This window comes from Saccharothrix sp. ALI-22-I (assembly GCF_001984175.1).
Lineage (GTDB): Bacteria > Actinomycetota > Actinomycetes > Mycobacteriales > Pseudonocardiaceae > Actinosynnema.
This window is the reverse complement of sequence record NZ_MTQP01000055.1, coordinates 121952-145898: the sequence shown is the minus strand read 5'-3', so window position 1 is coordinate 145898 and position 23947 is coordinate 121952. Positions and strand designations below refer to the sequence as shown.

The window sequence follows — 23947 nt, the reverse complement described above, 5'->3', positions numbered from 1 at the left end:
AAATCAAAATCTCGACCCGCATCTCCTGATTCGTCACCACCCGGCTTTGATCGTCTCCACGATGTGGGCGCGGTCGCCTTCGGACAACCACCAGCCGACCGGGATATAAGCCACTCGATCGAACACGCTGTCGAGGCCGGGAAGCGTCGTGCTCATGGCGTCGACGCAACTGTGCGCGTCGTTGCGCCGGGAAATGATGCTTGTCGCGATGCCCGCGTCGGCGAGTTTGCGCATGAACGATGACCGGTCAGATACCTTGATGGGGTATACCCAGAACGAAGGTTGCCTGTCCCGAGCGCGCTCCGTCTGCTCGAGGCCCGGGAGTCCGGACAGTTCTTTGTCGTAGAAGGCCGCGTTGTCCCGATGACGCTCCAGCAGCTCGTCAGCCAGGTGTACGTTCGCAAGACCGATCGCGGCGGCGATGTCGTTCATGTAGAAGCGGTAGCCCCACTCGGACACGTCGTAGCCACCATGCGTCCGGTCCGCTCGCCTGTCGATCCCGTACCACCTGCGCAACCTGGCCCGTTCATAAAGGCTGTCGTCCGGGAGAACGAGCATCCCGCCGCTACCGCAGGTGAGCTGTTTGAGCGCGCCGAAGCTGAACATACAGATGTTGCCATGGTTTCCCAGGGGCATTTCCCGGTAGGTTGCCCCCCAAGCTTGCGCACAATCCTCGATGACTATCGGGCGAAACCCGAAGCGCGCCTCCGCCTGGTCCAGAATGTCACGCAGCCGGTTCAGGTCCACCGGATAGCCGGTCCAGTGCACGACCACGATCGCCCTGGTCGCGGGCGAGATCTTCCGCGCCAGGTCGTCAAGGTCGATGTTCAGCGTCCCCGGATCGACGTCCACCCAACGGATTCTCAGCCCATTGGCGAGGATCGGCCAGTTCGTGCCCTCGAAGGTCAGCGGGGTGCTCAGCACCTCGCCTGGCTCGCCACCGTGCCGCCCCTCGGCCGACCGCGACCGGGCTACGAGATCGATGGCGAGATGCAGGCTCGAGGAGCCGCTGTTCAGCGCGATGACTCTCGGGTTACCGATACGCTCGCCGAGAACGGCTTCGAACTCCGTAACGGTCGGCCCGTGTTCGAGCCGGCCGCTGCGCAGAACGCCGGCGACCCGGTCCATGGCGCCCTGCTGCGACATTGCGACCTTGAAAAGCGGAATCATGAAAGATCACGCACCTCTACGCTACCGGGCGCTCGTTCTTGTACAGCGCCTGCCAGTAGAAGCTCCATGGCACGGCCCAGCCGTCGGCGAGGCAACGCCACCCCGCACCAGGCTGGTAGGCCGAAACGAAGTTGCCGGTGTGGGCCGCGACCGCCTCGCTGTCATGGACGTCGATGACGTCCTGCAACAGGCCGGTGCTCAATGCCAGCTCGACCACCTCACGGCCCTCCGAGTGACCGTCCAGGCTGCCGTCCAGGTATTTACCAACCGGGTCCTTCACGTAAAAGTGGTCGCAGCGCTTGTCGATGAACGCGAGATAGTTCCGAACGGTGTCGACGGTCATCTCGGCGAACGCGTTGACGCCGAGCCCCAGGTCGAAGCGCTCGGCGTCCGGCAGCTCGTCCACCTCGTCGATCGTGAGGAAGTGGACCTTGGCGAGCTGGTCGGCATCGAGCACCTTCTCCAGGTATCCCCTGGAAAGCGTCAACGAGTTCGGCAGATCGACGATGTAGTACGCGGCGACGTCGTGATTCGACAGCATGGTGTGACAGCCGCGCCCGTACCCGGCACCGATCTCCAGGATCCGCCGGCCGTCCGGATTGAAACCGGCCGTGATGAACTCGAGTTCGAGCACCGCCTGCAAGTAGTCCATGCAGACCGCGTCCCCGGCGTAGTTCACGGTGATCGGTTCACCGAGGTTCCGATTGCGGATTCTGCGCAACCTGGCCCGGCTTTCCGCGCTCAACCCGGCTGCCACGTTGTACGTCAACGCCTTCAGATACCGCATCCCGTTGACGCTGGGGTCCCAGAATCCGATCTTGAAGTTGATCGGCTGCGACTTGAAGCCGCTCAAGTCCCTGACCGCTTCGGCAGTGACGTGAACATCGTCGTGCCGCGCCCGCAGCTGACTCGGGCCGTATTTATGAGGCATTGCCGTGCTCCAATCCCGCCCACACGACCTCGACTGGGCGCGTGATAACGCAATGATTCTCCTGGGCCTTGTGGATTCTTCGGCGGAACTTCGCTCGCGAGAACCGCTGCCCGCCACCGCGACAGGCCAAGGTTGAACAACCGTTCCGGCGCCGAACTCAGATCCGGCCGCGGCCTTCCACGGTCAGGCGCTCAAGGGCCGGAACGATCTCGTTCGGGCTCGGGGTCGCCAGCCAGATGTCGTGCAGCTTGTCCGCGCCGGCCCGGAATGATTGTCCGTGCAGGACGTCGAGGATCTGCTTGCGGATCTCCTCGACGGACATGGTCTGGTAGTTCATCCTGACACCCGCGCCGTGCTTGGTGACGTACCTCGACCACCAGGGCGCCATCATGTGTTTCGCGGGGAGTTCCCACGTTGCCTCGGCGACGGCCGCCGACCCGTCCACGTCGTGATCCGCGCTGATCATACCGGCCCCGGAGTTACCCGCCGGCGTGAAGAGGCGAAGCATGTTCGATTCGTCGGTGTCGGTGACGATCTGCGGTACTTTCGACGCGACGGCCGGCATGGCCGTGCCGCTGCCACCGTGGTGGATGTGCAGCGAGCACGTCGGCAGAAGCTGAGGCAGGGGCAGCCACTCGGCCACGCGCACGTTGTCCGGGATCCGTTGCACCCCGTCGAGCTGGCGGCTGTTCAGGGTCGCGATCACTTCCACGTCCAGGTCGGCCACGGCCTCGAACAGCTTGGGTGTGCGGCCGAAGTCGCCGTTGACGACCCGTCGCGTCGACTCGCCCAGCGACAGGGCGATTCGCGGCCGCTCCGGCCGCTCGTACAGCCACGGCTGGGCGGTCTCCGCGAACGCGTACGGCACCCAGCGAACCGGAAGCTTCGGCTGATCGGTAGGTAGCCGGATACCGTCCGGCAGCGGGTCGACCGTCCACTGCCCGTACAGGAGTTCTTTGTCGACTGTCACGCCATATCGCTCGGCCAGCGGCCGCATCGCCTCGGCGTACGGGTTCGCCACCAGCCCGGCCGCCTCAAGCTGGGTCCGGTGTTCCTCGAGTTTGTTGTGGAAGAAGGCGGGCCAGTCGAGCATGCTGCCGAGGAAACGCGCGTGGACCGCACCGCTGGCCGCCGCGGCCACCGCACCGGGCGCGAACACCGGATCCCAGAGCACCAGGTCCGGCTTCCACTTGCGCGCGAATTCCACCAGATCGCCCGCATACGGGAGGTCGGCCCTGAGATAGTCGGAAATCGGCCGGATGAGGTACTGGTAGAAGCAGATCCAGTGTTCGCGTTCCTCCGGGTCCAGACCCATCACCTTCGCGTAGGCATCCACTTCCTCCGGCATGGCGGACATGCCGGCGTCCTCGCGGAAGACCGGCTCAGGATCGTTGGGATTCCCGAGTGACACCGGAACGAGACCGATCCGCGTGAGAGCGTCCGCGAAGCCTTCGTGCAAATGCGTGGCAATGCGAACCTCGTGTCCGGCACTCTGCAACGCCCACGCGATCGGCGCGATCGGATAAAGATGCACGTTTGCCGGATAGCAGGTCAGCAAGACTCGCATGAATCGGGTCCCTCCCTGGCAGGACGCCCGCAAGCGCCACGAGTTGACTCTATTCCGGGATCATTTCACGGGCACACTCACGGCACCCTCTCCATACTTGCGCAACAGGGGCACCGCGGCCGGAGGCCCGCGCGCTCAACGCCGGCCTCACGTGTTCCTCGCAGGTCCGGCTCGAATTGCCTTCAGCGCGGTCGAATCCGCAATCCAGGAGATGCGCCGTTCACGGCCGCGGGTCATGATGTTCGGGCCCGGCGTGCGCCGTTCCGGCCGGGTCACGCGTATCGCCAGAAAGTACCCGCCGGAGGGTCGCGAGTACTGGTCTTCCCGTTGGTGGAATCGCGCCGTCGCGGCTGATCCGATCCGGCTAACCCCTTCACCACTATCCACGGAGGACACATGCTTGCGGAGGCGCTAGTCGAACTGGGCCGCGCACTGGTCAAGAACCTTCCACCCAAGGGGCGCGAGTACTTCGCGGCCCGGGTCTGGAACCCGACCCGATACGACAAGTCGAGCCTGGGCGGTCCGGAGATCGCCGACAACGAGCGGCGCATCATCGAACTCATCGAGCGCTACGGCGAGGGAGCCGAGCGCACGATCGAGTTCGGCAGCGGGCCGGGCATCTACCTCGAGGCGGCGGTGAAGCACACGTCGGCGCCCGAGGTGGTCGGGGTCGACGTATCGGCCAAGGCGCTCGAGGCCAGCCGCAAGCGGGTCAACGACCCGCGGCTGCGACTGGTCCACGGCGACTTCTGGTCCGATCTCGAACTGGGCCAGGCCGACGTGGTGATCTGTGCCAACGCCATCCACCACCTTGGCCGGGTCCAGGACGTGATCGAGCGGCTGAAGAAGTTCGTCAAGCCGGGCGGCGTGCTCATCGGCAACATCTGGACGATGGACCACTACCACGAGTACCAGCGCAACGTGCACGGGCGGTGGCGTCACCTCGGCCGTAGCCTGTCGTTCCTGGGCAACGCGATCGCGCTGCGGGCGACCGACGGCCAGATCCACTGGGGCGCCTACCGGTCGCAGATCCTCTACGCGCACGAGGTCGACGCCGTCCTCCGCGACGTGTCGACGGACGTGCTGTACCGCTCCAACACCAGGTACATCACCGGGTTCGCCATCCGCTGCTAGCCGCGTGCGCGTCCCCTGTTCGCGATGTCCCTGACACCGGTGCCGCTGGGTGACGCGGTTCGATGTCGAACTCGACGACGAGTCGCCCCTCGGGCAGTGGACGGTGAATCCGCTGCCCGAGGGCGTCAGCCTGGGCACCTCGGGCAGAAGGTCCCGGTGCGGCACCGGGGAGTCGTTCCCGGTGCCGCCCTGTCGCATGTGGAGAGTGGACGGCTCCTCGCCGCGCGACTCCGGCGCTTTCTTCAACGCGCCCTGACAGCCCATCACGCAGCGGCCCCCGCACCGCGGTTCGCCCATTGTGCCGTCTCACCAAGGGAACGCAATATCGGAGGTGCCTGCCCGTTCTCCGGTCGCTGACGATGGAAACGGCTCCTGATCCCACCGCCCGCGCAAGGAGAAACCCGTGCCTCTTGATCACCCCACGAAGGTCTGCCTGGTGCAGCAGGGCGTCTGGGACATGCCGCTCGAGTCGATGCCGCTGGCGGCAGGCTATCTCAAGTCGATGGCCCTGTCCGACGACCGCATCCGGCGTGAGGCGGACATCGAGATCGCCAACTTCCGAGGTGGCGTCACCAACACGATGATGGCGAACACGCTGTTCACCGACGGCGTCCCCGACGTCATCGCGTTCTCGGTACTCGGCTGGAACTACCGGTCGTTCGGTGCCCTGGCCGCCACCTTCAAGCAACTCAACCCGGACGGCTGGGTCATCTTCGGCGGCAACCACGCGACCAACCAGGCGGCCCGGGTGTTCCGGACGTTCCCCGAGGTCGACATCGTCATCAACGGCGAGGGTGAGCTGACGTTCCGCGACCTGTTGCGGGCCTACCTCGACGGCGCCAGCCGGCACGACCTCGCCGGCATCGACGGGCTGTCGTTCCAGAACGCCGACGGCGAGGCCGTCACCACCGCCGAACGGGCCCGCATCGACGACCTCGACTCGATCCCGTCGCCGTTCCTCACCGGCGCGCTCGAACTGACCGACGCCGACGGCAAGTTCCGTTACGACGTCGCCCTGATGGAGACCAACCGGGGCTGCCCGTACAAGTGCTCGTTCTGCTACTGGGGCGGCGCGACCGGCCAGAAGGTGCGGGCGTTCTCGATCGAGCGGCTGCGCGAGGAACTGGAGATCTTCGGCAAGCTCGGGGTCCACACGGTGGTGGCGTGCGACGCCAACTTCGGCATGCTGCCGGGCGACTACGAGTTCATCAAGGCGCTCATCGAGACCCGGGACCGGTACGGCTTCCCACGGGCGCTGGAGACGTCGTGGGCCAAGAACAAGTCGAAGACGTTCTACAAGATCGTGCGCACGATGAAGGACGCGGGCATGAAGAGCTCCTTCACCCTGGCGCTGCAAACGTTGAACGACAGCGCACTCGATCTGATGCGGCGCCGCAACATGAAGGTCAACGACTGGGAGGACCTCACCACCTGGCTCGCCGGCGAAGGGCTGGACTGCTACGCCGAGCTGATCTGGGGCGCGCCCGGGGAGACGGTCGAATCCTTCATGGAGGGTTACGACCGGCTGGCCCAGCGGATGTCGCGCATCGCCGTCTACCCGCTGCTGCTGCTGCCCAACACCGACTACATGGAGAAGAAGGAACTGTACGGCATCAAGAGCGTCCGCGGCGACAACGACGACTTCGAGTACCTGCTTGCCCACGACACCATGACGTTCGCCGAGAACCAGGAGATGCAGAAGTTCATGTTCTGGGCCCGGGTGGTGGCCGAGAACGCGGTACTGCGTCACAGCTGGGTCGCGCTGCGCCGCCTGGCCGGGTTGAGCCAGTCCCAGGTGCTGCTCAACCTGGAGGCGTGGATCGCCACCGCCGCCGACCCGTCGGCCGAGTTCCTGCGGGCGGCCCAGGCCAAGATCGGCACCAGCGGCCTCGGCGAGGCCATCAAGTTCCTGTTCACCGAGCCCGAGGCCGAGCCGCTGCTGCTGCGCTGGTGGGACGAGGCGGTGCGGCCGTTGCTCCCGGCCGAGCACGTCGACCTGCTGGCCGAGGTGTTCCGTTACGACCTGCTCACCCGGCCGGTGTACCGGCCCGAAGGGCTCGCCCCCGACGACGACGTCACCCTGGTGACGGTGGACGGGGACGAGTACTACCTGCGGGCCGGCGTCACGCTCGGCCACGACATCTCGACCATCATCGCCACCCTCAAGGCCGACGGCGACCCGGACCTCACCCCGCGGCCGACCACGGTGGACCTGTACTACCGGGCGGGGTCCGAGTCGGCCGTCACGTCGACCAACCACGAGATCGTGATCCACTACATGGGCGTACCGGAGCAGGAACTGGTGCGCGGTCCGGCGGAACAGCGCAACTGCTGAGACCGCGGCCGCACTCGCGGTCGTCCATCCGCTGGATCGCCAAGCCGTTGTCACGCAGGTCGCCCCAGCGACCTGCCGCGGGTTCCGCGACCGATTCCGCACCGCCGCGCTGCGCATCATCCAGCTGCGGCGGTTGCGGATGCCCGACCCGCCCTGCCACCGGCAGCACACGTTCAGACCACAGAGGTGCTTCTCGTCCGGACGAGAAGCACCTCTGTGGTCTGTCGGGTGAGTTTGTCCGGCACCGCCGGAATCGCCGCTCGCGCGGGATGAGATCGAGGTCAGGGGCGGACGGCGGTCAGCTGCCACACGGGAAGCTGGAGGCGGCCGTGTTCGTCGACACCGAGCCTGGCCAGTGCTTCCGGGTCGATCGGCTGGCTCAGCAGCGCGGTCTCGACCGACAGCAGGTCCGCCGCGGTCGTCGCACTCGCGTAGAGGGCGGGCCGCAGCCGGGTGATGGTCCAGCTCTTCCCGATCGTTTCCCGCAGGCTCGCCTCGCTGAACCGGAAGGGGGTGGGGAAACTCTCGGGCAGCTCCTCGGAGAAGCAGAACAGGTGCAGGCGCGCGCCAGGTTTGGTCGCCCTGGTGAGCGCGGCGAGGTAGTCGTTCCTGGCCGGTTCGTTGAGGCAGTGGTAGAGCGCACTGTCGACGACCGTGTCGAAGCGGTTCTCGTACCCGTCGAGCCTGGTCGCCTCCGCCACGGCGAACTCGACGTCGACGCCTTGGGCCTTGGCCCGCTCGCGGGCCTGGCGGATCGCGGTGGGCGCACCGTCCACACCGGTCGCCCGATGGCCGCGGGAGGCGAGGAAGATCACGTTGTCGCCGAGCCCGCAGCCGACGTCCAGCACGTCCTCACCGATCTCCCCCGCGTCCGCCAGCTCCACCACCAGCGGCTGTGGCGCGCCGATGTCCCACGGCATGTGCGGTCCGACGCCCAGGTTTCCCTGGTAAAGCTGTTCGAAGTCGACGCTGTCCTCGTCGATCGCCGGTTCGGTCATGACGCCTCCCAAAAAACCTGGATGAATTCCCGGTGTGCGGCCGGTTTGGTGATGTGTGTCAAGCAAGTTCGGCGGCATGGGCCGAAGACGACTGTCCGGAACGGGCGCGGGCCGGATCGTCCATGGCCGCGACGGCGCGCTCGATCGCGATCCGCGCGTTCCACAGATCGTCCGGCTCCCTGGGAATGTCGAGCACGAACGTGCGGATGCCGCCGTCGAGGTACGTCGTCAGCGCCCGTGCCACCTCGTCGTGGCTCCCGACCAGGTAGGGGCAGAACGTGTGGTGGTACCGGAAGGGCACCAGCCAGTACGTCTGTCCCGGCGCTTCGTCGGGAATGGGCACGGAGGCGAGCTGGGGCTGCCAGGACGACACGCCCGCGGAGACGAGCAGTTTCATCCGCGCGGCTCCCTCCGGGTCGGCCGGGAACCGCTGGTACGCGATCCGCCACGCCTCCGCCGAGTCCGCACGCGCGATGATGCCCACGCTGATGCCCCTGCCGAACTTGTTCTTGGGGACGTCCGGGTCGACGTGTTCCTCAGGCGGCAACGGGAACGAGAGCTGGGGGACGCCCAGCGCCTCGCCCGCCTGGAGGCAGGCGGGCGACGAGCCGGACACGTAGCCCGTCGGGAGCAGGTCGGGAGGCACCGGGGCGCTGAGCCGAGCCCGGCGAAGGTTGTAGTACTCCCCCGCGAAGTTGACCATGCCGCCGGTGAGCAGCTCCTTGACGACCGTCGCGTACTCGGTGAGCCGCCGGTACCGGGCGTCGTGCGAAGCGGTGTCGCCCTGGACGGCGAGATCACGGCTGAACCCGCCGCTGACGAAGTTGATGTCGATCCGCCTGCCGTACAGGTGCGCCAGCGACGACACCGCCCTGGCCAGCGCGAACGGGCTCAGGTCGATCGGCTGGACGGCGACGAGCGGCACGAAGCGGTCGGTGTTCGCGATGGCCGCGTGGGCCGCCATCAGGGAGTCGATCGAGGTGTTGTCGCTGTAGATCAGGGCGCCCCGGTAGCCGGCGTCCTCGACCCAGCCGGCGATTTCCCGCAGCCTGCGCAGGTGGTGCTGTTCGTGGTACCCGATGCTGGAACGACAGGTCGAGTAGATGGTGACACCGCTGGCCTCCAGGTCGGTCATCGTTCCCCTTCTCCGAACGTGCGTGGGTCAGGACTGTCCGGCCGGGGGCAGCGGGGCCCGGCCGGTGATGCCGCTGACGGACGGATCGGCCAGGAAGTCCCGGAGACTGATCGTGATGCCGAACTGGTCTTCCAGCCGTGCGACGAGGACGGCGGCGAGCAGCGAGTGGCCGCCCAGTTCGAAGAAGTTGTCCTCGACCCCGATCCGCTCGACTCCGAGGACTTCGGCGAACAGCTCGCACAAGCGCTTTTCGAGGGGCGTGGCCGGGGCTCGCCCGGCGCCGGCCGTGAACGTCGGCGCGGGCAGGGCCTTGCGATCCAGCTTCCCGTTGAGCGACAACGGCAGCGCGTCCAGCACCACCACCGCATCGGGCACCATGTGCCCGGGCAGGATCCGCGCGGCCGCGGCCCGCAGCCCCGCCGGATCCGGCGCTCCGCCCGCCTCGAGTTGCACGTAGCCCACCAGGCGCTTGTCGCCCGGCCGGTCCTCCCTGGCCACCACGACGGCCTGATCCACGCCGGGCTGTGCGGCCAGCACGGCCTCGATCTCGCCCGGCTCGATACGGAACCCGCGGATCTTGACCTGCTCGTCCACCCGGCCCAGGTACTCCAGCTCGCCGTCCTCCCGCCAACGCACCAGGTCCCCGGTCCGGTACATCCGCTCCCCGGACCCGAAGGGGCAAGCCACGAACCGCTGCGCGGTCAACCCAGGCTGATTCAGGTACCCTCGCGCCAAACCTGGACCAGCCAGGTACAACTCGCCCGGCACACCCGGCGGCACCGCTGCCAACCGGCCGTCCAGCACGTACGCTCGCACGTTCCAGTTCGGTCCCCCGATCGGCGGGGCACCGCCTCCCGACAGCGGCCCGCTGATCGTCGTGCACACCGTCGTCTCGGTCGGGCCGTAGGCGTTGAACATCCGCCTGCCCACCGACCACTCGGCCACCACCTCGCCCGGGAGGGCCTCGCCGCCGGCGACCAGGCACTCCAGCCCCGGCACGCTCTCAGGAGCCGCCCCGGTCAGGGCGGCCGGGGCCACCACCGCGTGGCTGATCCGCAGCTCGCGCAACGTGTCCGCCAGTTCAACCCCGGACAGTTGCCCCGGCTCGGGAAGAACCAGCGCCGCTCCGGACGTCAACGACGACAGCAGCTCCAGCAGTGACATGTCGAAACTGAGCGAAAGGAGCTGGATCATCCGGGATTCCGGGGTGACGGCCAAGGTGTCGACCATGAACGCGGCCAGGTTGGCCAGGCCCTGGTGGCTGACCACCACACCCTTGGGCCGCCCGGTGGAACCGGACGTGTAGATCACGTAAGCCGGATGCGCGGGCAGCAACGGCGCGCTCCGATCCTGGTCGGCGACAACAGCACCGGACTGATCCGCCACCACCGCGGCCACCCGCGAATCGTCCAGAACGACCACGGCCACGCCCGCCACTTCCGGCAACCGCTCCGACGTGGCCCGGTCGCTGATCACCAGGCCTGGAGCGGCGTCGGTGAGCATGTACTCGATCCGATCAGCCGGATACCCCGGATCCACCGGCAAATACGCCGCACCGGCCTTCACCACTCCCAGCACCGCGGCCACCATCGCGGGCGACCGCGGCAAGGCCACCGCCACCACCCGCTCCGGCCCGGCGCCCAACCCCACCAGGTACCGCGCCAACCGGTTGGACCACGCATCCAATTCCGCATACGACCACGACTCGCCACCCGACTCCACCGCGACCGCTCCCGGCGTCCGCGCCACCTGTGCCACGAACAACTCCGGCAGCGGCATCACCGGCACGTCACGCCTCGTGTCATTCCACCGCGAAACAACCAGATCCCGCTCGGTCGGCGTCAGCAGTTCCGCGTCGCCGATCCGCAGTCCCGGGTCCGCGGCGAACTTGCCCAGCAACGCGACAAACCGCCCGACGAGCGCTTGCACGGTGCCGTGGTCGAACAGGTCCGCCGCGTACTCCAGCGCGACGCTGATCCCGCCCGGGGTACCGTCCGGCTCGTGCCGCGACCGGAACGTCAGTGCCAGGTCGAACTTGGCCGCGTTGCCTGCCAGGGGAAAATCCTTCGCCCGCAGGCCAGGGACCGTCCATTCCCGACTGGTGGTCTCGTCGGAGGCCAGCATCACCTGGAACAGGGGATGACGGGCGGGCGACCGGACCGGGTTCAGCACTTCCACCAGCCGCTCGAACGGCACGTCCTGATGCGCGTAGGCGGCCAGGTCCTGATCACGGACCCGGCGGAGCAGCTCCGCGAAACTCGGATCGCCTGACAGATCGGCGCGCAGCACCAGCGTGTTGACGAAGTACCCGACCAGTTGATGCAGGTCCTCGTCACCGCCGCGACCGGCCACCGGCACGCCGATCGGGATGTCGGTGCCTGCCCCGGACCGGGACAGCAGGACCACGAGCCCGGCCTGGAGCACCATGAACAACGTCGCCTGGTGTTCGCGCGCCAGCTCCACCAGCCGGTGGTGCAGCTCGGCGTCCACGTCGACGTCGAGCTGCCCGCCGCGGTAGGTGGGACGCGCCGGGCGAGAGCGGTCGAACGGCAGATCCAGCTGCTCGGGCAGGTCGGTCAGCGTTGACTTCCAGTAGGCCATCTGCCGGTTCAGCGTACTGTCGTGCTCCTGGTCCCCGCCCAGCAGCCCACGCTGCCAGAGCGTGTAATCCGCGTACTGCACTGGCAGGTCCGTCCACTCAGGAGCGTGACCTGCCCGCCGCGCCTCGTACGCCTGCCCCAGATCTTGCAGCAGTACTCCGAGCGACCAGCCGTCACTGGCGATGTGGTGCATCAGCAGCACCAGCACGGACTCGTCGGCCCCCAGCTCGAACAGCCAGGCCCGCACCGGCAGCTCGCTGGCCAGGTCGAACACGTGTCGCGCCGCCTGCCCGGTCAGCTCGGCCAGGCTGGTCTCGTCGGCCCGCACCACCGTGAACTCGGGCGTCGCCCGCGCGGCCGGAACCACCTGCTGGTACGGCTGCCCCTCCGCCACCGGGAACACGGTCCGCAACGCCTCGTGCCGCCCGACCACATCCCGCAGCGCCGCGCTCAGCGCACCCGCGTCCACCGGCCCGCTCAGCCGCCACGCGAAAGGCACGTTGTAGGTCGTGCTCGGCCCCTCCATCTGGTCCAGCAACCACAACCGCTGCTGGGCGAACGACAACGGCAGGCGCTCGGGCCGGTCGGCCCGCTCCAGCGCCGGCCACGCCTCCCCGGCCCTGTCCAGGGACTTCGCCAGCGACTGGACCGTCGGGTGATTGAACACCGTCCGGATCTCCAGCTCGACCGCCAGCACCGACCGCACCCGGCTGATCAGCTGGGCCACCAGGAGCGAGTGGCCGCCCAGGTGGAAGAAGTTGTCCTCGACCCCGACCCGTTCGACTCCGAGGACTTCGGCGAACAGCTCGCACAAGATCCCTTCGGCCGGGGTGGACGGCGCCCGCCCGGCCCCAGCGGCGTACTTCGGTGCGGGCAGCGCCTTCCGGTCCAGCTTTCCGTTGAGCGACAGCGGCAGCGCGTCCAGGACCACCACCGCGGCGGGCACCATGTAGACGGGCAGCACCTCGGCAGCGGCGGCCCGGATCTCGGCCGTGTCCAGGCGGCTCCCCGGCGTGGGCACGACGTAGCCCACCAGGCGCTTGTCGCCCGGCCGGTCCTCCCTGGCCACCACGACGGCCTGATCCACGCCGGGCTGCGCGGCCAGCACGGCCTCGATCTCGCCCGGCTCGATGCGGAACCCACGGACCTGGACCTGCTCGTCCACCCGGCCCAGGTACTGCAGTTCACCGTCGTCGCGCCACTGAGCGAGGTCCCCGGTCCGGTACATCCGCTCCCCGGACCCGAAGGGACAGGCCACGAACCGCTGCGCGGTCAACCCAGGGTGGTTGAGATACCCTCGCGCCAATCCCGGACCAGCCAAGTACAACTCACCCGGCACACCCGGCGGCAGCGCTTCGAGGCGCTCGTTCAGCACGTAGGTCCTGGTGTTCCAGATCGGTTTCCCGATCGGTGGCGCGTCCACTCCGGACAGCGGCCCGCTCGTCGTCACGCACACCGTCGCCTCGGTCGGGCCGTAGGCGTTGAACATCCGCCTGCCTGCCGACCACTCGGCCACGACATCGCCAGGGCATGCCTCGCCGCCGACCAGCAGACATTCCAGCGCAGGCAGCTGTTCCGGCGCCGCACCGGCCAAGGAGGACGGGCCGACCAGGGCGTGGCTGGCCCGAAGCTCGCGCAACGCCTCGGCCAGTACCTCCCCGGACAGCTGCCCCGGCCCGGGAAGGACCAACGCCGCCCCGGCGGGCAGCGACATCAGCAATTCCATGACGGCCGCGTCGAAGCTCAGCGAGGCCACTTGCGCGACCCGTGACTCCGGCCGGATCTCGAACGTCCGGACCATGTACCCGGACAGGCTCGCCAAGCCTTGATGGCCGACCACCACGCCCTTGGGCCGCCCGGTGGAACCGGACGTGTAGATCACGTAGGCCGGGTGCTCGGCCAGCAACGGCGCGATCCGGTCCCGATCAGTGACAGCGCCGTCGTACTGCACCGCCACCGCCTCGGCCACCGCGGCGTCGTCAAGGTCGAGCACGGCCACGCCCGCCACTTCCGGCAACCGCGCTGACGTGGCCCGGTCGGTGATCAGCAGACCAGGGGCGGCGTCGGTGAGCATGAACCCGATCCGGTCAGCCGGATACCCCGGATCGACCGGCAGATACGCCGCGCCCGCCTTCGCCACCGCCAGCACCGCGGCCACTGTCGCGGGCGAGCGCGGCAAGGCCACTGCCACCACCCGCTCCGGCCCGACGCCCAGCCTCACCAGATACCGAGCCAACCGGTTCGACCGCGCATCCAGCTCCGCGTACGACCACGTCACGTCCGCGGACTCCACCGCAACCGCGTCCGGCGTCCGCACGGCCTGCGCCGCGAACAAGTCCGGCAACACCGTCATGGGCAGTTTCCGCACGGTGTCGCTCCGCCCCGGGACACCCGGGCGCCGCTGGAGATACATCTCAGTCACGCTCGTTCGGCGCGGACAAGGCTGTTCGGCCGCATGTCGGTCCACTGTGCTTCGACGTAGGCGAGGCAGTTCGCGCGGGAGTCCGCGTGATGCACGGTGATCCAGCCGGCCGGGACGGCGATGCCGACGGGCCACAGACTGTACTGTCCTTCGTCATTGACAAGGACCAAGTACAGGGCGTCAGCGTCCTCGAACGGATTGGACACGGCAACCTCATTCCACTTAGGACGATCAGCGGGCACTACGTCGCTCACGGTCGCCCGCCCACGACGGGCGGCACGCTGACCAGTCTGCCCGGCCGATTCACCCGGCACATCTCAACAATTGCCCATCCGCGCGGCCCACAACCCGTACTCGCACCGACACGGTGAACGGCCCGCGCCTGTCCTGGCGCGAGCCGTTCGCCGTGCCCGAACTAGCTGTCTACTGTGGACTATGACGTGGCGCGCTTGTACGCCAGTGTCACGCCGTCAAAAACGGGGAGCATGCTCAGTTCGACCCGGTTGTCGTCGCGTAGTGCGGCGTTCAGCGCACGGAGCGAGTCCGTCTCCTGGTCGCTGACGCCGGGGCGCGCCACCTTGCCTGACCAGAGCACGTTGTCCACCACCAGCAATCCGCCCGGCCGGAGCAGTTCAAGGCATCGTTCGAAGTAGTCGGCGTAGTTCTCCTTGTTGCAGTCGATGAACGCGAAGTCCACGGTGCCCGCGCCGCCCGCCGCCAGCAGCATGTCCAAGGTCTCGACGGCGGGGCGGATCTCCAGCTGGATCCGGTCGGCGACCCCGGCCCGTTCCCAGAACGGACGGCCGATCTCGGTCCACCGGGCGTTGAGATCGCAGGTGATGACGCGCCCGTGTGCGGGGACCGCGCGGGCCATGGCCAGCGTGCCGTACCCGGTGAACGTCCCGACTTCGACGACGGTGGTGGCCGACATCAGCCCGACGAGGAAGCCGAGCAGTTGCGCCTCCTCCGGCGGGGTCAGCATGCCGTGTTCGAACAGCTGCATGGTGGCCATCCGCAGTTCACGCGCGATGTCGTCCTCGCGAAGCGATACGTCCCGCACGTATTCCTGGAGTTCGTGGTCCAGCACCAAACTGTGGATCACCGGTTCCTCCTGATCATGGCGATACGGGTGTTGTGGGTTCAGTTCGCGATGCCCAGCGCCAGTCGAGCGAGTTCCCGTGGGGCGATGGTGGCCAGATAGATGTGCACTCCGGCGTGCGTGTGCAGGGTCGACATGTCGCGCCAGATCCGCTCAAGCCGTTCACCCGCACGCACGGCGCTGGTCCCGGCCGTGGGGAACAGAATGTCGGACACCGCGCTCCAGGCCAGCCGCACGACTTCACGACTGATGATCGACATGCGCAGCTCCACCTCACGGGTGGCGTTCCCCAGCTCGGCCGTCTCCCGCCATTGTCGCAGCATGTCCGTCATCGCCGACCGTGCCGCCGCGACGCGTCCGTCAGCTTCGCCGTAGCGCAGCTGGAAATCCGGGTCCTCGGAACGCGGTCCGAACGGCGGATACGCGATCGCACGTTCCCGCGTCAGCTCGCCGTAGACATCCAGCGCCGCGCCGGCCAAGCCCACGGCCAGCGCGCCGACCTGGAAGTTCAACGGGGCCAGCACGCTGCCTCCGTACAAGGTGTTGCCGTGCAACCGGAGCCCCGGCGTTCCCCCCACGACGGAGAACAACCCCATGTGCGTACCAGGCAACGCGTAGTGCGCCGGGATACGGGCCTTCTCGATTTTGACGCTGTACGAGCCACTGCCTTTCAGGCCGAGTTGCGAACCCCAGTCGTCCAGCCGCCGCCACTGGTCCCTCGGCACGATGAACATCAGCTGCTCGGGCGGTTCTCCTTCCGCTCCCGCGATGAAGGTCTGACCGACGAAATGAGTGGCGTAGGGCGAGCCGGAGGCATAGCGGAACACGCCGTCCACGATCCAGCCGCCGTCCTCGGCGGGCTCGGCGAACCCGGCTGGCGCGACGACACCCGGGCAGATGAAGTCGCCGCCCGCGAACAACTCGTTCTGCGCCTGTTCGCCGAAAAGCGTAGCGGCCAGATGCGCATGGGACGCCCCGAAGGTGTACATCCACGCCGTCGACGCGCACCCCCGGGCAAGCCTGGCCACCACTTGCATGTGTGTGTCGACACCGAACTCGTAACCGCCATACCGCCTTGGCACCAACAGCCGGTAGAAGCCGGCGTTGAGCAGCACTTCATGCGTGTCCGGCGCGTAGTACCCGCGCTCCTCCGTCTCCTGCTGCCGGTCGATGAGGGTCTCGGCGATCCGCTCGGCGCGGGCAAGGACCTCGTGCTCGGTCAGACCTGGCTCCGGCGGAGCCGGATAGTCGTTCGCCGAGGTATCCATGGCGGCTGTCATGTACTGACCGTCCTTTCACCGAACATGATCACTTGTCAGCGCAGCGTCGCTTCGACGAACGAGAACGACGTCGAGCTCGGTATCACCCGGTCGAGGGTGAACCCGGCCGCGTCCAGGAGTTCCCGGTACTCGTCGGCGGTGCGCTCGCGCCCGCTCACCAGCGCCAGCATCGTCAAGTCGATCCCCTTCGCCGGATGTGGGGTGTCTCCTGGCGGAATGACCGCCTCGACGAGGACGAGCCGGGCACCGGAATCGGCTGCCTTGCCGATGGTGCGCAAGATCCGCAAGCACGACTGGTCGTCCCAGTCATGGAGGATGTAGGAAAGGAGATAGACGTCAGCGGCCGGAACGGACTCGAAGAAATCGCCGGCCACGCAGCGGACCCGATCGGCGAGACCGTGCTCGGCCAGCTTGTCCTTCGCCGCCACCACGACCTCGGGGCGGTCGAACACGATGCCGTCGCGGTCAGGGGAATCGGCGAGCAACTGGACGAGCATCGAGCCGTCGGCTCCACCGATGTCGGCGACGACGGCGCCGTCCGGTAGCCGGTATCCCTCGAACATTCCTGCCCGCAGCCCGGTGGTGATGTTCGCGAACGCACGGTTCTGCACGTCCACCCGTTCCGGGTCGGCGGAGATCCAGTCGAAGAACGGCTGACCGTAGTGACGGGTAGCCGCCGGTTCCCCGGTCAGCGCCGTGTGCAGGAGCTCACCGAACGGACCGTAATGCGTCTCCATGAAATAGAGCGCGCCGTACCGGACCGACTCCGGCCGGCCGTCGGCCAGCGTCAGTCCCAGCTCGGTGATCTCGACCTGGCCGTCCTCGGTACGGAAGACGCCGATGGTGGCGAGGAAACGGATGATCCGCTCAAGCGCGTCCGCGTTGGCGTTCGTCTCGGCGGCGAGCCGGGTGATCGGCTGCGGGCCGTCGCTGAGGATGGTGGCGATGTCGAGCTTCGCCACGACGTACAACGCCTGCGAGACCTCGAATCCGGTCAACAGCTGGATCATCTGGACCTGAGGGGAGATATCCGCCTGATCAGGAACGCTCATGAAGTGTCCTATCACTCGTCTGTGGAAACCGGGACAACCAGTCAGCCGAGTGCGGCGCGGCCCGCTGCGCCGATGTCGGCGAACGAGGCGAGGTCGGGCACCCGCCAGCCGTTCAGGTCGTACTCGGCGAGGCAGCGGTCGACGAACTCGCGGTAGCCGTCGAGCTTGCCGTCGCCGAGCTGACCGCGGAGCAGTTCGATCCTGGTGTTCTCGTGGTTCCCGGAATAGTTGCGTTCGTAGAGTTCGTGCCTGCCGCCGAACTCGGTACCGACCGTTTCCCAGAGCAGCTTCATCACCTTCACCCGCTCGACCGCGTCGATCCCGTTCGAGCCGCGCAGGTACTTGTCGAGATACGGTCGGATGTCATCGTTGTGGAAGTCCCGCGCGCTGGAGTTCAGGTAGATCAGTCCACTCGCGACATCCTGGAGCACGATCTCCCTGATCCGGGCGTAGCCGACCTGGGAGAACCAGCGGTAGGCCATGGCGTAGTCCGGGTTGGGCAAGACAGCGCCGTTGCGCCACGGCACCGGGTTCCGCGCTGCCGCGTCGGACAGCCCCCAGAACAGGTTGCGCCAGGCGAGCACTTCGCCCAGTCGCGCCTGTATCCCGCGGAAATCGGCCACCCCGGTCATGTCCAGCGCCTTGGCCAGCAGCCCGGCGATGAACTCCAGCTTCACCGCGAGCCGCGTACAACCGTGGAACATGGCGCGCTCGTTGAATCCGGATTGCCCGGTGAACATGCCGACCTTGGCGACGTCCCCGTAGATGAACACGTTCTCCCACGGGATCAGCACCTTGTCCATCACCAGTATGCTGTCGTTCTCGTCCAGCCGTGAGGACAGCGGGTAGTCGAACGGACTACCGGTCAGCGCCGCCGAGGCGGCGTACGACTGGCGGCAGATCAGTTTCTGGCCGGGCGCACTCATCGGCACGGTGGCCACGACGGCGAATTTGCGGTCCTTGATCGGCAGCCCGGTATGGGCGATGAAGTTGTAGTGCGTGAGGGCGGAGTTCGTCGCGACGACCTTCGCCCCGCTCACCACCAGCCCACTGTCGGTTTCCCGTTCGACGTGCACGAACACGTCGGCGACCTCGTCCGCCGGCCGATGCCGGTCCACCGGCGGATGCACGAAAGCGTGGTTCCAGTACAGGACTTTCTCCTGCGACTCCCGGTACCAGCGCAACGCGTTGGCGGCGAACGGGTTGTAGAAGTCGGCGTTCGCACCGAGTGTGCCGAGGAACGACGCCTTGTAGTCCGGGCTACGGCCCATCCAGCCGTAGCTCAGCCTTGACCACGCGGCGATGGCCTGCTGGTCGGCGACCAGGTCGGCCGCGCTCCGCGGCGTGGTGAAAAAGCGGTGCGTGTAGCCGTCGGAGCCGTCGGCGTCGGTTTCGGTGGTCAGTACGTCCCGGTGCTCCGGGTCGTGCAGCGCGTCGTAGAGCCGGGCCGTCATCCGCGCCGGATTGTGGAACGCGGGATGTGCGGTGACGTCCTTGACTCGTTCGCCGTAGAGGTAGATCTCCCGGCTGTCACGGAGGCTCTCGAGATATTCGGCGCCGGTCAGCGGCCGGGTCTGTCCGGTCATCGCGTTCTCCTTGTCTCAGGCCGCGGTGGTCCGCTTGGCGTCGACGAACGCGGCCAGTTCGGCCACGGTCGGTGCGTCGAACAGCGTGTTGACCAATACCTCGACGCCGGTCTTGGCCTTGATCTGGTTGAGCAGCCGCATGGCCTGGAGCGACTGGCCGCCGAGATCGAAGAAGCTGTCGTCGATCCCGACCTCGGGCACCTCGAGCACGGAGCTGAAGACCTCGCAGAGGAGCCGCTGCATGGCGGTTTCCGGCGCACGGGAGGCAGTGACCCGGTCGAAGTCCGGCTCCGGCATCGCCGCCCGGTCCAGCTTGCCGTTGGCGGTCAGCGGAAGCGAGTCCAGCTGGACGAACGCGGCGGGCACCATGTAGTCCGGCAACCGGCTCCTGGTGTGGGCGCGCAGTGCCGCGAGATCAAGCTCGCCGGATTCCGGCACCACATAACCGACCAGTTGTTTCTCCCCGTTGTTCCCGGGTTCGCGTGCCAGCACGACGGCCTGGGCCACCCCTGGGTAGCTTGCCAGCGCCGCCTCCACTTCGGCCGGTTCGACGAGGAAACCGAGGATCTTCAACTGGCTGTCCGCCCGCCCGAGGAACTCGAGCACGCCGTCGGTGGTCCGGCGGGCCAGGTCGCCGGTGCGGTACATGCGCGATCCCGGCGCACCGAACGGGTCGGCCACGAACCGCACGGCGGTCAGGCCGGGCTGGCCGAGATAGCCGCGTGCGACGCCCGCGTCCGCGAGATAGATCTCGCCGGTCACATTGGCGGGTACCGGCGTCAGGTGCTCGTCCAGAACGCGGATCGTGACGCCGGTCAGCGGGTCGCCGATCGGCACGGTGGTGCCGATCGGCGTTCCCCTGGTCAGCGGGAGACGGGTGGACAGCACCGTCCCTTCAGTCGCGCCGTACGACGCGTGGACCACGAGGCCGTCGCAGACCTCCAGCACCCGGTTGACCGCGGTGGGCGCGATCACGTCACCACCGGTGAGTACCTCGCGCAGACCGCGCAACGTCTCCGGCGCTTCCTCCGCGATCACCCGGAACAGGCCCGCGGTCAGGTGGAGCCCGGTGATCCGGTGCGTCACGATCAACTGGCGCAGCGTCGCGGGCTCGAGCCGTCCGGGTGGCGCAACGACCACCTGCCCGCCGTGCAGCAACGGCAGCCAGACCTCGAAGACGAAGATGTCGAAGGCGTGCGGTGCCAGCAGCAACATCCGCGCGTACCGCTCGGGCGTCCATTGTGGATCGGTCAGCAGCCGCACCACGTCCTGCTGGGTCACCGCGACCCCCTTCGGCAGGCCGGTGGACCCCGAGGTGTGGATCACATAGGCCAGCTGGCCGGGAAGGATCGGCACCCCAAGGTCGACGGCCGGTTCACGCACGAGCGCCGGATCGTCCACCGCGACGACCGGAACACCGGCCGGTAGCTCCGTCGCGCGCTCCGCCCCGCCGGTCAGCAGCACCGCGGCGCCTGCCCGGTCGATCACCCACTGCCGCCGGTCGGCCGGATACGACTCGTGGATCGGCAGGTAGACCGCGCCGGCCTTGAGAATCGCGAGAAAGGCCACCACAAGGCCGATCGACCGGTCCATCAGCACCGCCACCCGGTCCTCACGGCCGACGCCGAGTCCGTTCAGGTGCTGTGCGAGTTGATTGGCCCGGCGGTCCAGTTCCCGATAGCTCAGCTTCGCCCCGGTCGCGGCCTCGGTCACCGCCGTCGCGTCCGGGGTCCGCGCGAGTTGTTCGGCGAACCGGGCGGGGATCGAAAGGGCTACCATTCCGTTCTCCTCGTCAAGGTCTGGTTGGTCTGGGCCGCCCGGCCGCGTCCCTGGTCCTGGCGGTGCTGGAGGTCGCCGGCTTTCAGCCCGCCCTGAGGTCGGCCGGGGTCCTCGGCGGGTAGGCCAGGGCCGCCGCGTTGTACCGGTCGAGCACTTCCTGCGCTTGCTCGGTCGCCGCTCGGAACCGGGCCACCGGGTCCGCCCCGTTGAGCAGCACGTCCTCCATCGCCTCGGTGATGGCGATGTTGATGCCGCTGAGGTTGCCGACGATCGGGCCTGCCCCCGCCGGAGTCCGCTCCGCCGTGACGACCTGCGCGACCGCCGCCCCGTAGCCGGGGTACGGATCGACCCAGTCGTCCGCCGTCGACCGCTGGTAGGCGGCCAGGGTGATCGGGTGTGAGGTCATCGGATTCGCGGGGTCGTGCATGCGCGCCACCGCGTGTGACGTGTTGAGCTGGTGCTGCAGGAAGGCGAGGGCGCCGTCCTCCTTCTCCTTCGGCAGGCCCCTGGCGAGAAAGAGCGCCTGGCCGGCCACGGTGCCGCCGGTGGAACAGTCCTCGACGGGGCGCGGCAACTGGCCCGCCGTGAGTTCGAAGCCTGCCGCGGTGGCCATGTCGCTGATCATCCGGCCGATGGCCGACGACGAGACCACGAACGCGATCTCCTTGCGCTCGAACGCCTGCATCGCGGTGAAGTAGTGGAGTTCCTCGGTGGGAAGGTAGTGGCCGTCCTCGTACATCCGCTTCCACCACCGCACGTAGTTGAGCATCTCCGGGGAGTCGAGGAAGACCCGGGTGGCCCGGCCGGACCGGCCGTTGCCGTTGTTGACCAGCAACGCGCGCTGCCCGGCGAGTTCCTGGTGAAACACCCAGCCGTAGTTCGGCCAGCTGACCCCGTGCCCCGGCCCGCCCGGCAGTTCGGCGATGGCGGCGCACGCCGCCGCGAGGTCCTGCCAGGTCACGGGCATGCGCTCGATTCCGGCGGCGGACAGCATGGTCTTGTTCGCGAAGAGGATGTTGGTGGCCACGAAGCTCGGGATGGCGACGAGTTCACCGCCGACGGTGTAGTAGTCACGCACGACGGGCACGAGATCCTCGACCACGACCCGCTCCCCCAATATCTTGGACCGGCCGCCGATCGCGCGCTGGACCGGCACGAACAACGGTTCACCGTTGTGGGCGCGGGTGTCCAGCGCGGTCTGGGCCGACGAGTACATGTATTCCGCGATGTCCGGCGGGTTTCCCCGCGCGACCGCGTCGGCCACCGTCTCGGGCATCAGGTGCGCCTCGATCTTGCGGACGCGAACCTGATACCCCGGATGGGCCCGGTTGAACGATTCGGCGGCGGTGACCAGCGGGTCGCCGACCCCGGGAAGCGCGTTGCCGGGGCTGGCCGCGATCCATACGTCGATGTCTGTCGGCATGAGAATCCTCCACGACTCGGTACCGGTGGCCAACGGTTTCTAACGGACATTCCACTTCTGGCCGGGGCGGTCGGCTATCGCCTGGACCAGATCGACGAACTCAGTTCCCCAACGCCGGACCGTAGTCGCGTCGATCGCGTCGGGTTCATACTCGACGACACATCGAAACTCGCCGGACGGAAGAACAAGAAAGGTCCAGATGAACGCGCCGCGAACATACGAAGCCGACACTTCCTCCGCCGGAACGACCGGTTCGACCCTGGTGGCGAACTGGGCCTGCGACTCGGCCTTCGGCGAGCGGACGTAGTTGAGAGTGGGCAACAACGTCAGCGGATCGAAAGCACCCTTCATCAGCTCGGGAAAGATATCGAGTACCGAATCGAAAGACATCCTGTACCGCTGCGAATCCGCACTCGCCCGGCGCGCGAGAAGCATGAGGTCGCGAAAAGTAACACAGTCGCCGAATGCGAGTCGAATGGGAACAAAATCAGTGAAGAAGCCGATGGTGTGATAGAACTTCTCGTCCTGTCGCCCGTTGTTCACGGTCAGCAGGGCGATGTCGGTCCGGCCGGAGACCTTTTCCGCGAGAACCATGAACGCCGCCAGGAAAACATGCCAGACGCTGCATCGATGCCGGGCCGCGCTCGCGGTGACCCCGGCGAACGTGCCTGCGTCGATCGAGAAGTTCTCCACCACGCTTCGCGGTGCCCGGGTTCCGGGACCGTGCGGCCGGTCGGCAGGCATCGTGTACATCTCGACGCCGGCCAACTCGCGCCCCCAGAACCGACGGCACTCCGCCGCCTTCTCGCTGCCGAGGAACTCCTGTTGCCAGGAAGCGAACATCCGGTACGGGACCGGGCTCGGCAGCGTGTGCGGCACCCCGGCCACCCTTGCCCGGTAGCCCGCCGCGATCTCGCGGCGGAGCACGTCGGACGACCAGCCGTCGCTGAAGAGGTGGTGGGTCACCAGGGTCAGCAGCGCGTCCTGGTCGTCGAAACGATACAGCTCGGCTCGCAGGGACGGCGTGGCGAGAAAGGAAAGTTCCGCGTCGTGCAACGCGACGTGCACCTCGAGGGCCATTTCGTCGCGAGCCCGGCCTGCGGGCAGCGGAGTGTCGTGCACGGTGAGCGGAACCGGCCGCGGCGGCAGCACCTCCTGAAACCCGAGCGTGCCGTCGTTCTCGTCGTAGTGGAGCCGGGTGCGCAGCGCCTCCTGCCGTTCCACCACTTCGTCCAGCGCGCCTTGAAGGGCATCGACGCGCAACTCTCCCTTGATGCGAAGAGCGAGCGCGACGACGTGCCGTGGTGAGCGAGCCAGGCCACTCGGGTCTTTTTGCCGAGAAGTCAGCGGATACTGATCCACGGTGCAGCTCCATCATCTACCGGTCGACGTCGGATCGGTCATCGCAATTCGTTCCCAGCATGCTCACGACATAA

The 23947-nt window shown here is 67.6% G+C and carries 17 protein-coding genes; 3 read left to right on the top strand and 14 right to left on the bottom strand.

Annotated elements, in window-relative coordinates; translation table 11 throughout:
- Positions 1 to 33: 33 nt before the first annotated feature.
- The 3 genes from ALI22I_RS14930 to ALI22I_RS14920 all read right to left on the bottom strand — a co-directional run bounded on the left by ALI22I_RS14930 (position 34) and on the right by ALI22I_RS14920 (position 3668).
- Positions 34 to 1170, bottom strand: a complete 1137-nt coding sequence (locus ALI22I_RS14930) for a DegT/DnrJ/EryC1/StrS family aminotransferase (protein WP_077006089.1) — start codon at positions 1168 to 1170, stop codon at positions 34 to 36.
- A 16-nt stretch (positions 1171 to 1186) separates the two neighbouring features.
- Complete coding sequence (locus ALI22I_RS14925; RefSeq protein WP_077006088.1) at positions 1187 to 2101, bottom strand: putative sugar O-methyltransferase; 915 nt, start codon at positions 2099 to 2101, stop codon at positions 1187 to 1189.
- 157 nt (positions 2102 to 2258) lie between these two features.
- Positions 2259 to 3668 carry a nucleotide disphospho-sugar-binding domain-containing protein gene (locus ALI22I_RS14920; protein ID WP_077006087.1) on the bottom strand — a complete coding sequence of 470 codons (1410 nt, stop codon included), beginning with the start codon at positions 3666 to 3668 and terminating at the stop codon, positions 2259 to 2261.
- A gap of 396 nt (positions 3669 to 4064) precedes the next feature.
- Here ALI22I_RS14920 and ALI22I_RS14915 point away from each other — a divergent pair, with 396 nt between their 5' ends.
- From ALI22I_RS14915 to ALI22I_RS14905, 3 genes are all read left to right on the top strand, one after another.
- Positions 4065 to 4802 carry a class I SAM-dependent methyltransferase gene (locus ALI22I_RS14915; protein WP_077006086.1) on the top strand — a complete coding sequence of 246 codons (738 nt, stop codon included), beginning with the start codon at positions 4065 to 4067 and terminating at the stop codon, positions 4800 to 4802.
- 49 nt (positions 4803 to 4851) lie between these two features.
- A complete protein-coding gene (locus tag ALI22I_RS14910) occupies positions 4852 to 5058 on the top strand; it encodes a hypothetical protein (protein WP_077006085.1) in 207 nt (68 codons plus the stop codon).
- A gap of 147 nt (positions 5059 to 5205) precedes the next feature.
- A complete protein-coding gene (locus tag ALI22I_RS14905) occupies positions 5206 to 7137 on the top strand; it encodes a KedN5 family methylcobalamin-dependent radical SAM C-methyltransferase (protein ID WP_077006084.1) in 1932 nt (643 codons plus the stop codon).
- A 281-nt stretch (positions 7138 to 7418) separates the two neighbouring features.
- On the opposite strand, the gene ALI22I_RS14900 is transcribed toward ALI22I_RS14905, so the two are convergent.
- The 11 genes from ALI22I_RS14900 to ALI22I_RS14850 form a co-directional block, all read right to left on the bottom strand.
- On the bottom strand, positions 7419 to 8135 hold the full coding sequence (locus ALI22I_RS14900; protein ID WP_238598368.1) for a class I SAM-dependent methyltransferase: 717 nt from the start codon (positions 8133 to 8135) through the stop codon (positions 7419 to 7421).
- A 58-nt stretch (positions 8136 to 8193) separates the two neighbouring features.
- Entirely contained in the window at positions 8194 to 9270 is a 1077-nt protein-coding gene (locus ALI22I_RS14895) for an LLM class flavin-dependent oxidoreductase (RefSeq protein ID WP_077006083.1), read from the bottom strand.
- A 27-nt stretch (positions 9271 to 9297) separates the two neighbouring features.
- Positions 9298 to 14238, bottom strand: coding sequence for a non-ribosomal peptide synthetase (locus ALI22I_RS14890; RefSeq protein WP_179118237.1), 4941 nt, complete (start codon positions 14236 to 14238; stop codon positions 9298 to 9300).
- A 50-nt stretch (positions 14239 to 14288) separates the two neighbouring features.
- Positions 14289 to 14498: an MbtH family protein gene (locus tag ALI22I_RS14885; RefSeq protein ID WP_077006081.1), complete on the bottom strand. Its 210-nt coding sequence runs from the start codon at positions 14496 to 14498 to the stop codon at positions 14289 to 14291.
- Positions 14499 to 14725: 227 nt separating this feature from the next.
- Entirely contained in the window at positions 14726 to 15394 is a 669-nt protein-coding gene (locus tag ALI22I_RS14880; protein WP_077006080.1) for an O-methyltransferase, read from the bottom strand.
- Between the two features lie 38 nt (positions 15395 to 15432).
- Positions 15433 to 16671: an acyl-CoA dehydrogenase family protein gene (locus tag ALI22I_RS14875; RefSeq protein WP_083751732.1), complete on the bottom strand. Its 1239-nt coding sequence runs from the start codon at positions 16669 to 16671 to the stop codon at positions 15433 to 15435.
- A gap of 35 nt (positions 16672 to 16706) precedes the next feature.
- The gene (locus tag ALI22I_RS14870) at positions 16707 to 17723 is read right to left on the bottom strand and encodes a methyltransferase (RefSeq protein WP_077006078.1); all 1017 of its coding nucleotides are present in this window, start codon (positions 17721 to 17723) and stop codon (positions 16707 to 16709) included.
- A 41-nt stretch (positions 17724 to 17764) separates the two neighbouring features.
- A complete protein-coding gene (locus tag ALI22I_RS14865) occupies positions 17765 to 19309 on the bottom strand; it encodes a 4-hydroxyphenylacetate 3-hydroxylase family protein (protein ID WP_077006077.1) in 1545 nt (514 codons plus the stop codon).
- A 15-nt stretch (positions 19310 to 19324) separates the two neighbouring features.
- Positions 19325 to 21088: a non-ribosomal peptide synthetase gene (locus ALI22I_RS14860; RefSeq protein ID WP_077006076.1), complete on the bottom strand. Its 1764-nt coding sequence runs from the start codon at positions 21086 to 21088 to the stop codon at positions 19325 to 19327.
- A gap of 82 nt (positions 21089 to 21170) precedes the next feature.
- Positions 21171 to 22511: an extracellular solute-binding protein gene (locus ALI22I_RS14855; RefSeq protein WP_083751731.1), complete on the bottom strand. Its 1341-nt coding sequence runs from the start codon at positions 22509 to 22511 to the stop codon at positions 21171 to 21173.
- 39 nt (positions 22512 to 22550) lie between these two features.
- On the bottom strand, positions 22551 to 23873 hold the full coding sequence (locus ALI22I_RS14850) for a condensation domain-containing protein (protein ID WP_202970975.1): 1323 nt from the start codon (positions 23871 to 23873) through the stop codon (positions 22551 to 22553).
- Positions 23874 to 23947: the final 74 nt, after the last annotated feature.

Excerpts from the sequence above, each read along its gene's own strand:
- ALI22I_RS14875 (WP_083751732.1), bottom strand. The coding sequence starts at position 16,671 with ATGACAGCCGCCATGGATACCTCGGCGAACGACTATCCGGCTCCGCCG.
- ALI22I_RS14865 (WP_077006077.1), bottom strand. The coding sequence starts at position 19,309 with ATGACCGGACAGACCCGGCCGCTGACCGGCGCCGAATATCTCGAGAGC.
- ALI22I_RS14855 (WP_083751731.1), bottom strand. The coding sequence starts at position 22,511 with ATGCCGACAGACATCGACGTATGGATCGCGGCCAGCCCCGGCAACGCG.
- ALI22I_RS14870 (WP_077006078.1), bottom strand. The coding sequence starts at position 17,723 with ATGAGCGTTCCTGATCAGGCGGATATCTCCCCTCAGGTCCAGATGATC.
- ALI22I_RS14925 (WP_077006088.1), bottom strand. The coding sequence starts at position 2,101 with ATGCCTCATAAATACGGCCCGAGTCAGCTGCGGGCGCGGCACGACGAT.
- ALI22I_RS14900 (WP_238598368.1), bottom strand. The coding sequence starts at position 8,135 with ATGACCGAACCGGCGATCGACGAGGACAGCGTCGACTTCGAACAGCTT.
- ALI22I_RS14915 (WP_077006086.1), top strand. The coding sequence starts at position 4,065 with ATGCTTGCGGAGGCGCTAGTCGAACTGGGCCGCGCACTGGTCAAGAAC.
- ALI22I_RS14860 (WP_077006076.1), bottom strand. The coding sequence starts at position 21,088 with ATGGTAGCCCTTTCGATCCCCGCCCGGTTCGCCGAACAACTCGCGCGG.
- ALI22I_RS14895 (WP_077006083.1), bottom strand. The coding sequence starts at position 9,270 with ATGACCGACCTGGAGGCCAGCGGTGTCACCATCTACTCGACCTGTCGT.
- ALI22I_RS14930 (WP_077006089.1), bottom strand. The coding sequence starts at position 1,170 with ATGATTCCGCTTTTCAAGGTCGCAATGTCGCAGCAGGGCGCCATGGAC.
- ALI22I_RS14920 (WP_077006087.1), bottom strand. The coding sequence starts at position 3,668 with ATGCGAGTCTTGCTGACCTGCTATCCGGCAAACGTGCATCTTTATCCG.